The 15,292-nt window shown below is 45.7% G+C and carries 13 protein-coding genes; 4 read left to right on the forward strand and 9 right to left on the reverse strand.

What is annotated here, in order from left to right; genetic code table 11:
• Positions 1-38: 38 nt before the first annotated feature.
• The gene (locus OLMES_RS15140; protein ID WP_087462034.1) at positions 39-851 is read right to left on the reverse strand and encodes an ABC transporter permease; all 813 of its coding nucleotides are present in this window, start codon (positions 849-851) and stop codon (positions 39-41) included.
• Complete coding sequence (locus OLMES_RS15145; protein ID WP_087462035.1) at positions 844-1,791, reverse strand: ABC transporter ATP-binding protein; 948 nt, start codon at positions 1,789-1,791, stop codon at positions 844-846. Before OLMES_RS15145 ends, OLMES_RS15140 begins: the two co-directional genes overlap by 8 nt.
• Before the next feature lie 331 nt (positions 1,792-2,122).
• Between OLMES_RS15145 and OLMES_RS15150 the strand changes: the two genes are divergently transcribed.
• Positions 2,123-3,238: a hypothetical protein gene (locus tag OLMES_RS15150; RefSeq protein WP_087462036.1), complete on the forward strand. Its 1,116-nt coding sequence runs from the start codon at positions 2,123-2,125 to the stop codon at positions 3,236-3,238.
• A gap of 72 nt (positions 3,239-3,310) precedes the next feature.
• Here OLMES_RS15150 and OLMES_RS15155 read toward each other — a convergent pair whose 3' ends face one another.
• From OLMES_RS15155 to OLMES_RS15170, 4 genes are all read right to left on the reverse strand, one after another.
• Positions 3,311-4,048 carry a tRNA-uridine aminocarboxypropyltransferase gene (locus OLMES_RS15155; protein WP_087462037.1) on the reverse strand — a complete coding sequence of 246 codons (738 nt, stop codon included), beginning with the start codon at positions 4,046-4,048 and terminating at the stop codon, positions 3,311-3,313.
• Between the two features lie 42 nt (positions 4,049-4,090).
• Positions 4,091-5,434: an HD-GYP domain-containing protein gene (locus OLMES_RS15160; protein ID WP_087462038.1), complete on the reverse strand. Its 1,344-nt coding sequence runs from the start codon at positions 5,432-5,434 to the stop codon at positions 4,091-4,093.
• A gap of 201 nt (positions 5,435-5,635) precedes the next feature.
• Positions 5,636-6,211: a hypothetical protein gene (locus OLMES_RS15165; protein WP_157678328.1), complete on the reverse strand. Its 576-nt coding sequence runs from the start codon at positions 6,209-6,211 to the stop codon at positions 5,636-5,638.
• A gap of 147 nt (positions 6,212-6,358) precedes the next feature.
• Entirely contained in the window at positions 6,359-6,655 is a 297-nt protein-coding gene (locus OLMES_RS15170) for a PilZ domain-containing protein (protein WP_087462040.1), read from the reverse strand.
• A 442-nt stretch (positions 6,656-7,097) separates the two neighbouring features.
• Between OLMES_RS15170 and OLMES_RS15175 the strand changes: the two genes are divergently transcribed.
• Positions 7,098-8,111 carry a Fe(3+) ABC transporter substrate-binding protein gene (locus OLMES_RS15175; RefSeq protein WP_087462041.1) on the forward strand — a complete coding sequence of 338 codons (1,014 nt, stop codon included), beginning with the start codon at positions 7,098-7,100 and terminating at the stop codon, positions 8,109-8,111.
• 119 nt (positions 8,112-8,230) lie between these two features.
• Positions 8,231-9,922: an ABC transporter permease gene (locus OLMES_RS15180; protein WP_087462042.1), complete on the forward strand. Its 1,692-nt coding sequence runs from the start codon at positions 8,231-8,233 to the stop codon at positions 9,920-9,922.
• Positions 9,923-10,099: 177 nt separating this feature from the next.
• On the opposite strand, the gene OLMES_RS15185 is transcribed toward OLMES_RS15180, so the two are convergent.
• On the reverse strand, positions 10,100-11,776 hold the full coding sequence (locus OLMES_RS15185; protein WP_087462043.1) for an AMP-binding protein: 1,677 nt from the start codon (positions 11,774-11,776) through the stop codon (positions 10,100-10,102).
• Between the two features lie 395 nt (positions 11,777-12,171).
• Here OLMES_RS15185 and OLMES_RS15190 point away from each other — a divergent pair, with 395 nt between their 5' ends.
• Positions 12,172-12,573 (forward strand): hypothetical protein, encoded by a 402-nt coding sequence (locus OLMES_RS15190; RefSeq protein ID WP_087462044.1) that lies wholly within the window; start codon positions 12,172-12,174, stop codon positions 12,571-12,573.
• 158 nt (positions 12,574-12,731) lie between these two features.
• On the opposite strand, the gene OLMES_RS15195 is transcribed toward OLMES_RS15190, so the two are convergent.
• Complete coding sequence (locus OLMES_RS15195) at positions 12,732-14,468, reverse strand: serine/threonine protein kinase (protein WP_087462045.1); 1,737 nt, start codon at positions 14,466-14,468, stop codon at positions 12,732-12,734.
• A gap of 64 nt (positions 14,469-14,532) precedes the next feature.
• Positions 14,533-15,249: a PP2C family protein-serine/threonine phosphatase gene (locus OLMES_RS15200; protein ID WP_157678329.1), complete on the reverse strand. Its 717-nt coding sequence runs from the start codon at positions 15,247-15,249 to the stop codon at positions 14,533-14,535.
• Between the last annotated feature and the right edge of the window lie 43 nt (positions 15,250-15,292).

The following is a 15,292-nucleotide window of genomic DNA, read 5'->3' on the forward strand; positions in this document are numbered from 1 at the left end:
CACTCTCTAATTATGACGTTTTAACAGTCAAAATTCAGCTAAGACCGGATACCAACTCCGCGATTGAGCAACCTAAGGCTGAATACCGTAAGGATTATAATAAATAATATAATCATGCCGTAAGCGAAAACGATGTTTATATCGCTCACACCCAGAATCCCGTACCTGAATGTGTTCACCATATATAAAATCGGATTAATCAGTGACACGCCCTGCCAAAAATCCGGCAACAGACTAATCGAATAGAATACCCCGCCCAGATAGGTCAATGGTGTCAATATAAAAGTGGGTACGATCGAAATATCATCAAATTTTGTGGCATACATTGCATTGATAAATCCCCCCAGGGAGAACAACACCGCGGTGAGAAAGACAATACTCAGCACGACACCAACATGATGCACCTCCAGATCCGTAAAGCCAAGCGACAACAAGGTGACAATAAAACCGACACCCAGCCCTCGTGCAACCCCACCTGCAACATACCCCGCCAGGATCACGTAATTAGGGATTGGAGCAACCAGCAGTTCCTCTATACTATGTTGAAATTTCATACTGAAAAATGAAGACACAACATTTGAGTAGGCATTCGTGATAACTGACATCATAATCAGCCCGGGCACGATGTAACTCATGTAATCAAACCCGTCCATACTGCCAATGCGCGGGCCGATCAAATTACCAAAAATAACGAAATAAAGTGACATCGTAATGGCGGGTGGCAAAAGTGTCTGAGGCCAGATACGGGTAAAACGACGAATTTCCTTTACCAGCAATGTTTTGAAAGCGACATAAATCAGATGCCGCGAATCCCCACTCTCAGTACGCTCCAGATCGGTAAGCTTAGTCATTTTTTTCTCCCTGGCCCGTTTTATCACCCTGTTGCACCAGATCCACAAACAACTCTTCCAGCCGATTACTTTTTGTTCGCATGCTGCTGACCGATACTCCGAGATGCTCCAGTTCGGCGAACACTGAATTGAGCGTCTGCCCCTGGTTTACGGCAACTTCGACAGCACCGTCACTATTTACATTAAATTGGTAGGTTTTGCTTAACTGTAGTTTATCCAGATCCGACTCAGGAATATCCAGAATGAAAACCTCCATGTGCAGTTTCTGTAACAAGGCACGTTTGGTAGTGTTTTCGAGAATTCGCCCTTGGTCAATAATCGCAATGTTGCGGCATAACGCTTCTGCCTCTTCCAGATAATGGGTTGTGAGGATGATCGTAACGCCCTCTGCATTAATCTTTTGTAAAAACTCCCACATCGATCGCCGCAACTCGATGTCCACACCCGCTGTTGGCTCATCCAGAATCAGCAACCTGGGTTCATGAATCAGGGCTCGAGCGATCATTAGTCGGCGTTTCATACCGCCGGATAGCATTCGCGCCTGTTCATCCCGCTTCTCCCAAAGTCCTAATGCCTTAAGATATCGCTCGGCACGGGGACGGGCCTGATGGGACGGGATTCCGTAGAACCCGGCTTGAGTCACGACAATATCAAGCACTTTCTCAAACTGATTAAAATTAAATTCCTGGGGCACTACACCCAGCTGCCGTTTTGCCGATGACAACTCAGCATCAATATCGTAGCCAAAGATTCGAACAGAACCGGATGTTTTGTTAACAAGAGAGGAAACAATACCCAAAGTAGTTGACTTTCCAGCACCATTTGGCCCCAGCATTGCGAAAAAATCACCCTGCTCTACAGTCAGACTAATCCCTTTCAACGCCTCTGGGCCATTATCATAAACCTTTCGCAAATCTTTAATTTCAAGTGCTGCTGTCATTCCATCCTCTAATTCAGTGGTTCCCCCCCTAACATGGGGTCGATTGTTTTTTTTTAAATCACTCAATCTGGATATTTACGTCCAGCTGTGTGTAATTACATTCCAGTTGGCCTATTTCTGCCTCTTGGCATACTACTTGTGAACAGTTATCCCACTTTTTGCGAAGCGCCTTGCAGAAACTCCGCTACGAGAAACTTATAATACTTAAACAATGACAATCCCGAAGACTATGCCTTATTCTAACGTTACGGCCTGCCCGGGCGGCCCGTAATAAAAAAAAGAAAATCCGGAATTGAATCCACAGTAAAATAATTTAAGGTTATTTCCCAGTATGCGAGCTCTTCCTATTACCCTGCTTCTGTGTCTGCTCACCAGCGCCTGTAGTGACAGCAGCAATTCATCCTCACCCGATTTAAAAACAGGACGTCTGACCACCTCTGGCGTTTCCGGTCTGACCTACAGAACGGCAACAGAAGAAGGCCAGCTCAATGATGCAGGAGAATTCACATACCGAGATGGTGAAACGATTTCATTCTGGGTGGGTGACCTGCTTTTGGTAGAGGGCGTTCCAGCAAAAGATATTTTGACGCCATTGGAGTTTGAGGGAAACGCTCGCGCAGATTTACAGATCGGCGGCATCGAAAATGGTTTGACTACTCATAAAATTCCGGAAGTCGAAATTACAGAAAACAATACCACCATACGTAACCTGACCCGATTTCTGCTGGTCATGAATGAAAACCTGAACGATACCGGAGAACAAGTTGTTCTGACTGAGCGAAATATCGAGCAGTTCAATGTAGCCCTGCAAACGGTTTCCGACCCGATCGATTTTACCGTATCGGAAGATGCTTTTGCGCTGAATACCGAGACAGAAACATCACCCATCAACCAGGTTATTGAACAAATCTGCTTTTTCTCAGAAGAGTCCCGACTTTGCGAAGAGCCCCCAACCCCCGAAGAAATTGCAAACACAGAATCAAAATTCAACGAAGATGGCTCAGAACGCGAAGACCTTGACGAGGACTTTGAATATCGCGAAGATCTGCAATCCCTGCGAGATGCCATCATCGAGAGTAGACGGCACCTAGACGATGTGAACACCGACTCAATCGGTAACTACCTTGCAGATCAAGCCGAAAATGCGCTGAATGATATAGGCAGTCAATTTTTTCTCCTGGATTACGCCGCGGAATTAAATGAAGGCGACAATGAAACCCGCATAGTTGAATTAAATTCCGTTGAGCTCGGTTTCGAACTGGATGGCTTCGAAGTCGTCTCGCTGAATGAAGAAATCGTTCGCATTGCGGATATCAATATGGCCGAACGCCAGTTCAGTTACTTCTCTCTGGGTACGTCTGGACAGGAAACCACAATTTTAATCAATTTCAAACGCACAGGGGATTACCGATGGTTTCGGCAGAACTTCCGTGTAATCATTGATTGATCCTGTTAACTCCATAGTACGCTTACCATCAATAACGCTGCCGATTGCGTGTCGGTTGTGTTATTGATGGCATTAATTATAGTTTTTCCGATATACCGCTGTTCCCATGCGCTGAATTTGATACTGGATCATAAACTCGAATGGTGCCAATAGCAGTTTTGATTCCCTCAAGCCGAATAAAGGATCCACAGCAAGCAAAGCCGCTCCTACTGCCTCTATGGTGCTAAGTTGACCTTTCTCCGGGGCTTTCCGGATCCGGTATCGGCCTTCTGCTTCCGGAAGGTACACACATTCAAGCGCCGACAGGAACGGGTTAATCAACATAAGCTCTCTAACGTTACGCCAAGTGCCATCTAATACGATTAATGCTCTGGACTGCGACGCTTTGGTTGTTGGTTGCAGACGGGGGTCACCCGGCATTGTCCCCCAGTCCGAGATTGGTTTGGCATGTTTCGTAGGAAACAACAACGCGACTTGAACCGCAGCGTTATGGATCAGCCCTTGCAGTTCTTGTTGATGATTAAAATCAAGGCCACGATAAACACTACACCGAGTCAGAGATAATTCGAGGATTGGAACTGTTGAAAGGGCTTTTTTAGTCTCGTCCGGGTGTTGGAGGATGACCACGGGTATTTGATTATCGATTTTAGAAATATGGGCACAGTAGCAACTCGCCAAGGGTCGACTGCAAACCGGGCATATTTTCCTGCCAGCATCTGAATCTGCTTTGCCTTTAGATGCGGTGTCTCGTTTTCGTGAATGTTTCGCCTGGATTCCGCGGGGGGTCGCCGGAATATTTTCAGAGGACACTTTTCACCATTCCGTTAACCCGTAAGCTGAACTTACGACCCGCTAACCAATCAGGCTTCGTAAATTCCATCGGCTTGAGCCTCCAGTAACTGAATAATTGGCAGGATCCACATCATACGCTCCGTAAGGCAAGCTCCCTTGAATATGGACGGTCTCGCTTTTACGCTCTTGTTCATTGTAATCCAGCAGGTCAACAACACGGGTCGATTTGAGCGGCTGCTTTTCCCGATCCAAAACGACCATTACTTTTGGCCACAACCGACGCTTGGGATTATGAGAGAGCACAATACCAACCTCATCGGTCGTGAGTTCCACCACCGTACCGGTCGGATACACGCCAACGGCCTGAATAAACTTCTCGACGAGTACTTCCTGGAACTCAATATTGCGAGCCTCATACAACTGCGCAACAGCTTGAGCCGGCGTCATCGGATCAACACCGGCACGGGGCTCAATCAATTCCTGATAGGCATCAACCAGACCTGCAATCTTGGCCAGCAAAGGAATCTGGTCACCAGTGAGTGCGTTCGGATAACCGGTTCCATTATGCCGTTCACGATGGCAGCGCACTACATTCAATTCCTGAGGCGAGACACCCGGCGTTTGCTCCAGAATTTCTACGCCGTAGTTAACATATTCTTTGTATTCTTCAAACTCTGTTTGATCAAGTTGACCCGCCTTGTTGATAATATGATCCGGCAACCTGGATTTACCAACCTGTGAGAGCAGCACCCCTGAAGCCAGCGTTGTCAACAAACTTTTCTCGAGACCAAGATGGCGACCAAATACCAACGACCAGATTGAAGCATTAATACCATGGTTAAAACTGTGGGTGTCACGCAAATGCACTCTGGAAAGCCAAACCATGGCATCCGGGTTGCGAATCACACTATCCGCCATTTCAGCAGCAACCTGTTCGGTTTCAGCAATGGAAAACGTTTTACCTTCACGAATTTTATGCGCAATACCTGACAAAACTTCGGCTACTTTTGTATGCAGAACCTTCGCGACTTTTACTTCTTTCTTAAGCGAACTCGAGACGTCATACTGGATCGGATTTTTGATACGCAGAGATTGAGCATTGTCTGCATTCTTCCTTTCCTGAACAAATACCTGGCTGGGAGCCCCCTGAACCAAAGATTTGTTTTTTTGATTACTACCCGACTCATCCAGCTCCAGGAGTTCATAGTTAAATGAACTCCTGTCAAGAGAAACATCTACGGTCACTGACTTACAATAACTGGCGATTGCTTTTATATCATCATCGCTGCGAACATAAAAACCCTGAAGTGGAAATGGGGTTTGACACCATGGTCGATCCAGATCAGAGACGTACATCCCGCACTGCAACTGACTTACCGATATTTGCTTATGAGTAACCGCCATTTTCAAGTACCTCGATCCAACTCGCCAAACCGCTTTTCTACACTTTCATTTTTAATGAAAAGACAGAAGAGAATCAATTACAAAGTTATGGGAACTTGTTACCCAAATACAGAGTTATCTTACATTCTGTACAAATGACAACACCATCACATTTTATTTGTGATGGTGTCAGGGGTGTTTTATAAATAAAAAACGTAAAGGCTATTTTTCACAAATGTTATCGGAAAGCTGAGGCGGTTTACGGTTCATATCAAATAACGGTGCTTCGATCGTTTTTATCGTATAGGGCACAATAGAATGCTTGAGATAATCTATGTTTTTTTTCTCATCACCGTCCTGATAGGTCGTGGATTCAGGCCAACAGGATACCGTTATCATGATCTCCCGCCCCAGCTCACTGATATGAGTCGCCCCGTTTGCATCCGTGACAGTACCGCACACTTGAGTAGGGCTGGATACTTCACGACCGTCTCGGGAAATATCTTTACCGACCCTGCCGCAAGCGGCAATCGCGTTGGCCTCTGTACTACATTCACTGTGGCCAGGATCCCTGAAAGTCAACTCATATTCACTGCACTGGGTGGTAATTTTAACTGGCGTTGTTTCATTATCAAACCAGATCCAGCCGGGATACTTGGCGGATTGCCATTCAACAACAAACTTTCGCTCCTCACCTGCGGAATTGCGGGCATCAAAACTCGCATAATGGGCATGATAACTCGCACACCCGGACAGCATTGCGCATGCTAAAGCCCCTCCATATTTCCAATATTTCATTCTTACCATCACCCATTTTTATAATATTTCAAAATGTGCACTATGATACAACATTGGAACCACAAGCTCACCTGTTAAGCGGCCTGCAGGAATAGAGGGCGGGAAGATAAAGGTAGAGACCTAATTGGATAGAAAGGCAAAAAAGGTTTATTCGTAGTTGTTCAAAAAGTGCAATCCATAACCATCAACACCTTTTCGTACAACAACCATATCGAGAATTGGAGCCTCAACCGGTAATCCCTGTACCTGCACCCGAACCAAGCTACCCAGTTTGGGAAACTTCTGTTCGGCAGAGATCAGCACAAACACGCCACCATCTGAGATATCACGGGTATTACACAATACCTCCCCCAAATCCTTATGCATGATTTTTACGCGGGCATTGAATGAAGTTCGATTATGATTTCTACGATCTCCAGCAGAACCCTGTTCTTCTTCTCTCAAAATACAGACCTATAAAATTGTCTTCGGGTTAGAGGCAAGTGCTACATAGGTGATTTACGTTTCCACCGATAGCTTGTGTTAGATCAATTTCACAACCTTAGAACGAGGTTAAGCTTCCAGCTCCATTCTTATAATAGCAGTACTTTTTATTCGATGTGATATGTGACTAAACTTTTCGAAACACAGTATTAAAGTTCAAACACAATATTCAAGCTCAAAGACTGTATTCAAGCTCAAAGACTGTATTCAAGCTCAAAGACTGTATTCAAGCTCAAAGATAGGAATCCGAGGTAAATTACAGCATGAAATGTTAAAGAAACTTGACAATATACGCAATTATAACAAGAATCATAATCGTTAATAATTAGAGGATCTTTCTTTCCTCAAAATCCACTTTTGATATCGCCTCTCGATTTTTCGGGCGACTGAGGTTACGACTCAAATGAAAGCTAAGTTAGTTTGGCTCCTTGGAGCACTCTCTATTGCTGCATCCAGCGTTACATCCGCATCTGAAGAAGTAAATGTTTACTCACTTCGTCAACCCTTCTTAATGAAACCGCTATTCGATACGTTTACCCGGGAAACTGGCGTAAAGGTAAATGTTGTGTTCGCCAAAAAAGGTCTGGCGGAAAGGCTGAAACGAGAAGGTCGAAATAGCCCGGCTGACCTCATTTTAACCACCGACTTGGGGAACCTTGCCCAAGTTCAGCAAGCAGACGTGATTCAACCCGTTAAAAGTAAAACATTGAATGACAACATTCCTTCCCAGTACCGTGATCCCGATGGTAAATGGTATGCACTCACCACTCGAGTCAGAGCGATATACACCTCAAAAGACCGGATCAAAGAAGGCGCTATTAACTCCTACGAGGATCTTGCCAACCCGGAATGGAAAGGCAAAATCTGTACCCGCAGTGGCAAACATCCCTACAACATTGCCTTGATCGCATCCATGATTACTCATCATGGTGAAGCGGAAGCTGAGAAATGGCTCCGTGCAGTCAAGGGTAACCTGGCACGCAAACCCCAAGGTAACGACAGAGCACAGGTTAAGGCAGTAAAAGAAGGCGTGTGTGATGTGGCACTGGGTAACAGTTATTACTATGGAAAAATGCTCATGGATGAAGAACAGTCTGAATGGGCGGCATCCGTCAACATTAACTTCCCAAATCAGCAAGATCGCGGTGCGCACGTGAATATCAGCGGTGTTGCCATGACCAAATCTGCTCCAAACCGAGACAATGCTCTAAAGTTGATGGAGTTTTTATCAAATACTTTGGCACAACGGATCTATTCAGAGCAAAACTTCGAGTATCCGGTTAACGCCAATGTACAACCTTCCGGGTTAGTCGCATCCTGGGGTGAATTCAAATCGGACAAAATTCCACTGGCCGAAATCGAAAAACATCGAGAGACTGCGGTCAAAATGGTAGACACCGTTGATTTCGATGGTTAATACCCCAACCTTACAATCCTTCAGGTGTCACTGACCCCTAAAGCATTGTGTTGAAACTGGCAGCCTGACGACGCACTTCGTCCGGCTGCTTTTTGCGTTTAAGCATTTGAGATGTCGTCATGCAAGCACAGCTCTCCGTTTCATCGCTATTATTTCTGAGAAGCAAACTTTCAGCCTGGACGGCAATCACATTTGTCATCAGCATTATCGTGATTTTGCCGATTGCTGCTGTTTTCTATCTGGCCATGTTCCCCGAAGACAATATCTGGCCTCACTTAATGAATACAGTGCTGCCGGATTATCTGCTCAATACACTTTTGCTGATGTTGGGGGTAGGAATCTGTAGCCTCCTCCTCGGAATTGGATCTGCCTGGCTGGTATCATCTTGCGACTTTCCCGGAAGAAAGGTAATGAATTGGGCCTTGCTTCTGCCTTTTGCTGTGCCTGCGTACGTCATTGCCTACGTATACACGGACATCCTTGAGTATGCTGGCCCAATCCAGGGCTTTTTACGTGATGTGTTTGGCTGGAAAAGTGCCTCGGATTACTGGTTTCCGGAAATTAGAAGTATGGGTGGCGCAATCGTCATGATGTCTTTGGTGCTTTACCCCTACATTTACATGATGGCGAAGACCTCTTTCAAAGACCAGCCTCCCACCCTGTTTATTACCAGCCGGAGTCTCGGTCGCACTGCATGGTCTTCGTTTTTTACAGTAGCACTGCCAATCGCCCGGCCTGCCATTATTGTTGGCTTATCCCTTGTGCTAATGGAAACCTTGAATGACTTTGGCACTGTTGACTATTTCGCGGTACGCACCCTGACCGCAGGACTCTATGATACCTGGCTGAATCTGGCAAACGTGGGTGGAGCCGCGCAAATTGCCGTGGTAATGCTACTGTTTATGGTGTCCCTTATTTTATCCGAGCGCCACTCCAGACGAAAACTCAAACTTTACCAAAACAAACTCAGCCCTTACGGCAAAGACCGCATCCCACTCCCTGGCATCTATGGCATTACAGCCTGCATCGCATGTCTGCTGCCAATCCTGCTGGGTTTTATCATCCCCTTTTCGATTCTGGCCTACTATGCTTTCGTCTACTTTGAGAAAAGCTGGACACCTGAGTTCGTAGAGTATGCATTAAACAGCTTTACGCTTGCCGTTGTCGCGGCACTGTTCACACTCACTCTCGGGATAATCCTGTCTTACACAAACCGACTCATCAAGTCTGGACCGATCAAAATCCTGGTCAGACTGGCCCATCTCGGGTATGCGGTGCCCGGTGCAGTGCTCGCTGTGGGCGTTATCGTACCTTTGGCGGCCTTTGACAACATTATTGATGGCTTTTTCAGAACACACTTTGACCAGTCAACGGGCCTGATATTCAGTGGCACCGTGTTTGCGCTGGTATTCGCCTATTCCGTTCGCTTTCTTGCTGTCGCGGCAGGCTCGGTTGAATCAAGTCTTGAAAAAGTCACGCCGAATATGGACATGGCCAGTCGCTCACTCGGACTGAATAGTCTTCAGGTTTTATTGAAAGTCCATTTGCCAATTATCAAAGGCGGATTGCTTACGGCTATTCTGGTGGTATTTGTGGATTGTATGAAAGAATTACCTGCAACGCTCATTCTAAGGCCCTTTAATTTTGAAACATTAGCGACATTTGTCTATCAATTTGCATCTGATGAACTATTGGAAGAGAGTGCACTTGCAGCCCTGATTATCGTCGCGGTGGGCATAATCCCGGTTATTCTGTTGAGCCATTCCATGGATACACTGCATAAACGCAGTAAAAAGAGCCTTGATGGCTAGATTCAACACTTAATCAAAACGTTGCAACAAAATCCAGAAACGTTCAAACAAAATCCAGAACAGCAAAAAGGCGAATCCGTGAATTCGCCTTTTTGTTTTCGGTTACTATTTTTCGATTACTACTTTTTCGGTTACTACGTTTTCAGCTACTTCGCTTTTCAGTGAGCTGGCTGAAAGTTAGCACCAAAGTACCGGCTTACGCGCAGCGTACCAGTCGTCAAGGCGTTGCTTGTAAGCATCTTCGATTACATTACGCTTCATTTTCATGGTTGGCGTCAGGAAGTTATTTTCGATTGACCACTCGTCTTCCACCACCGCAAAGAATTGCAGGCGCTCATGGGGGTCTACCGTTTCATTAACTTCGCTCAACAGTTGTTTGAAGCTGGATTCCAGATTCATGCGGAACGTATCATCCACGCGTTTGGCCATGGCTTCTTCCGACAGCATAATCATTGCGTGAGGTTGCGGAAATTCTGCGCCAGCAACACAGACCATTTCGATGTGGGGATGGGCAACAATCCGGTTTTCGATCGGCGCAGGCGCAACATATTTACCTTTACTGGTTTTAAAGATTTCCTTGATACGCCCAGTCAACTTCAATCGACCCAGTTCATCAATTTCACCTTTATCCCCCGTTTTAAGGTAACCATCTTCAGTGAACGTCTCGGCTGTTTTTTCATCGTCCTTGAAATAGCCCATCATGGTAGCGGGGCTCTTAACCTGCACCTCTCCCGCTTCACTGATGCGAACCTCAACCCCTGGCAATGCTTCACCAACATAACCGATACGGCTACGTCCTGGCTTCGTCATATGGGAATAGGCAAAGTTTTCCGACATGCCATACCCTTCCAGCAATTCAAGGCCCAACTTACGATACCAGCCCATAATCTCTTCAGACAAGGGCGCAGATCCACTCCCTGCGAATTTAACATATTCCAGACCCAAGCCCTTTAATACTTTCTTTTTGATTAACTTGTTAATCAAAGGCAGTTTGAGCAGTCGATCCATTTTCTCTTTAGGCATTTTCTGGAAGATGCCAGACTGGAACTTGGTCCAGATACGCGGAACAGCCAGGAACAATGTAGGTTTCGCCCGACGCAAATCCGCGACAAATGTATCCAGAGATTCTGCGAAGAAGAGGTGGAACCCTTTGTAAACCGACCCCATCTCCACTACAAATCGCTCAAATACGTGAGACAGCGGAAGATAGGACAGCATGCGTTCATCAGAGTGGATATCCAGTGCCTTGATAACACCTTCAGCGGAATACGCCATATTGAAGAACGATAACATAACCCCTTTAGGCTTCCCGGTACTGCCCGAGGTATAAACAATCGTTGCCAGCTCTTCAGACTCCCGAGTCACGTTTTCCTGCATCGGCGGGAATTTGGCAACAATATCATCCCAGGTTTCATAATTGTTCGGCGGACTAAGCGGATAAGATACACATGGCAAATCATCCGGGATACCGGGCTTCATCGTGTCCCAGTCATCGAGTTTACCCACGAACAATAACTTAGCTTCACTGTGATCCAGAATATAGGATACGGTCTCTGCGTTCAGCGTCGGATACAGCGGCACGGAGACGTGACCTGCCATCCAGATCGCCAGATCGGTCATGATCCAGTGAGCACAGTTTTTCGATAATATGCCAACTTTACTTTGCGGGGGCAGGTTCAATGACTTCAAGTACGAAGCCATGCGTCGAGCTTCGCCGATTGCCCGTTGCCATGTATATTCGACAACGACACCATTGCCCATCGGTTGAGTGAAATAGATGTCTCCCGCTTTCGCCTTTTCCCAGTGATAAGCCCGGTCAAGGGGTAGCGCTAAATTCGTTTTCTGCATTTCCATTTGAGTTTCCTTGCCTCGTTGTTCTGTATTTATTGAGGTTTATTTTTAAGTTATTGTATTTCTGGTCGCGTAGCTCAGTCACGCTTCACAACTCAGAATTGTTATTTTTCTGACATGATAATAATCGTCCTACTAGACCTTTTGAATACTTTCACCACGACATTTTTGTGACATACCTTCGAATCTGAGCAAATCAACGTCGTTTTATCCTATTTTAACTGCCTTTTTCACGTTTTACCGCCCTCGTCCTTGACACAGGGTGCGATCCTGTCAATTCTTAGAGCCCAAGGTGGATAAATACAGAATAGCAGTACTTCAAAATCACCAGACATGTATAATAATTAAGCTAAAATCAAAATAATCAAACTAAAATTAAAACAATGACAATAAATTCCATGAATATGCCGAACCAAACCCAGTCCGTCACTCGTGACAAGCTTTATTGCAAAAAATGCAGCCGAGGCCTGATGTTTCCTGTTATCGAAGAAGGGGAAGCTGAATACACTGAAAACTACCAATGTAATAATTGTGGACATGTCGCCACAATTCCATCAGTGCTGATTATCGTTAGTCAGCTTTTTACCGGTATTGTCGGGGGATTATTCTCGCTGGTACTGTTTATTGAAGAGCTGGAAACACTGATGACCGCATTTCAGTTTAATATTTCCGTTAGCATTGCAACGGATATGGCGCTGCTCTCAATCGCTCTTATCTTTATCGCCGGTTTTACCTTTACGGTATTTCGGGCAGTACGGGATATCCGCAAGCGTAAATCTTATCGAATCCCTTTGCATTGATATCACCAGGGCTTTAACGGTCAGTTGATGTCACTAAACTGACATGCATCAAGGATTAAACGTGTCCGGTCTGGTACTCTCTGGCCTGCCATATGAGACGTTTACTCACATCCTGGTGAGAGGGCTGTGCTGTGCAGCCCTTATTTTCCTTTTCCCGTTTAAAAGCCGAGTACAGAGAGCCACCCTTTCAGGGTATTTTTGACCGTGTCGGCGCCACCGGTAACAAATACAATATTGATAGAAAACGATACAATAATAATGAAAGACAGTAGCCAGTATCCCAATCTGGAATTCTGCTTTGTATTCACGTCATCATCAATCGAACGCACAATCGTCGGCTCCCAGTCTCGTTCGGCGACCACTTTACGCCCTTCAGATTTCATTACCGTAAGCTCTGATATGACTGCATCGACGCTTTGCATGCGTTTTTCCGGCGCGAGGTCCAACATTCTCAGCAGCAACGCCTGAAGATTCTCCGGAAGCGCAATAAACGCTCGGCCACGGATCAGTTTTTTATCTTTGAATTGGGGCACAGTACTGGTCAACATATGCGTAAATATCGCCCCTAATGAAAAGATATCTGAAAGTTCTGATGCGGGCTCCTTGGTATTCATACCATACCAGTTTTCCAGATCATCCCGGTGATAATGCTCATTCAAACCAAAGTCGCTAATTTTCGCGGTTCCCTCCTCAGTAAACAGAATATTGCTGGGCCTCAAATTACCATGCACCATTCTGTTTTTATGGGCAAATGCCAAGCCACTACAGACATCCAGTGCAATATTCAAAAACGAATCAATTGAAAAGTCTTCGACCAACTTATCCTGAAGACTCCCCCCTGCAAGATACTCCATCACAATAATATAGATATCGTCTTTTTTAGACGTGCCACGAATATTGATAATATTGGGATGACGAAGCTGACTCAGAATTTTCGCTTCTTTATAGCCAGATGCGGAAGCAGGCCGCTTTTTTATCACTAGTAATGATTGCGTCTGTGTATCTTCAAAAAGGTGCAACGAACCGAACTGGTTTTCCTTAATGACATCGAGCAACGCAAATTTTTTGCGAATATCGGATAAGCCTTCCCCTGCACTACGTTGTTGAGCCAACTGCAGATGCTGGCCCTGCATTATCTTCAAAAGCTCGTTTTTGATAAATTCTACACTGCCTGGTCGCTCTGTCGGAGATACTTCCAGGCATTTCAAAATGAGATTTTCCAGCGGCCCTTTTAGTTTCGCTTCGTAACGAGAAGGTCGCTCCAGGGGTTGCCGCGGCATCACACCGGTGAACACCTGAAACATTAAAACCCCCAGAGAATAAATATCGCTCTTTTCCGAGGTTTGCAAAGCCGATTCGTACTGCTCAGGGGCCATAAACCCTTCAGTCCCCAGAATCAAATTAGACTCGGATTGACGCTCGGTATCATCTTCAAAAAAGCAGGCAATGCCGAAATCAAGCAATCTCGCGTTGCCTTCGGCATCAATAATCACGTTCGCGGGCTTTATATCACGGTGTATCACACCGGCCTTGTGCGCATAAGCCAGCCCCTTACAAATCTGGATAATCAAATCAATTTTGCGATTAAAGGGTAATGCACCGGCACGGATCGCATCCTGCAATGTTTCTCCCTCAACATATTCCATAACAAATACAGGACGTCCCTTTCGGGTATTACCTTTATCAATTACGTGAATAATATTGGGGTGATTCAGCCTTGCAACGATGAGTGACTCTTTTTGAAAGCGCTTTCGCACCTCCGGGTGACTGGATAATTGCTTCGCGAGAACCTTGATTGCCACCGGGCGATTTAACGATACCTGTACGCCACGATAAACAGAGGCCATTCCGCCTTCGCCAATTTTTTCCTTATACTCGTAACGTCCTTCTTTCATAGTTTACCGGATTGCTTTCTCTTAACCGAAAAGTTCAGGCCTGGGGTTTGTTTACGCTTCATATTCAGGATCTGTTGACCAAGAATTTGAGGAGCGTCAGGGTGATATTGTCACCGCCCCCCGCATCCAAGGCTTTATTCAACAAGATGCTGCATTTTTCCTTGATCGATTTATCCGCGTCTTGCAGAACTGCCTTCATTTCCCCGTCAGACACTTCACCACATAAACCGTCCGTGCATAATAACAAGGTATCATTCGCCTCCAGTGAGCCCGAAATCGTGTCAATGCGCAACAACTCAGGTTCACCACTGCCAACCGCATGCATCAGTAAGTGGCGCATGGGATGCCGGAATGCCTCCTCTGGCTGTAATTCGTTATCTTCCACCATTTGCTGAGCATAATTGTGATCTTTCGTCAGTCGATAAAGGACGCTACCATTCCACAGATAGGCCCGACTGTCTCCCACCCATGATATTTCATAAATATTATCCTGCAGTCGACACACAACAACCGTCGTCGCCATGCCACTATAATCCGGGTCAGCCTCAGCCACTTTATGCAATGTATCATGTGCATCCATAATCGCTTCCTGCACAGAACGCCCCTGCCGAACCCTGCGCTCAACGGTTTGAACGACTACTTGACTGGCAACATCACCATGACCATTACCGCCTACGCCATCGGCAACAATCCACAGCCCCATTTCCTGGTTTTCCGAGAAAAAATCTTCATTAGCTTTGCGAACTTTACCAATATCAGACAAGGCAGCTGATTCAATCATTACAAACATCCATTACATTTCATTGCTAACTCTCAGTATAGGC

Source organism: Oleiphilus messinensis, from assembly GCF_002162375.1.
Classification (GTDB): Bacteria; Pseudomonadota; Gammaproteobacteria; order Pseudomonadales; family Oleiphilaceae; genus Oleiphilus; species Oleiphilus messinensis.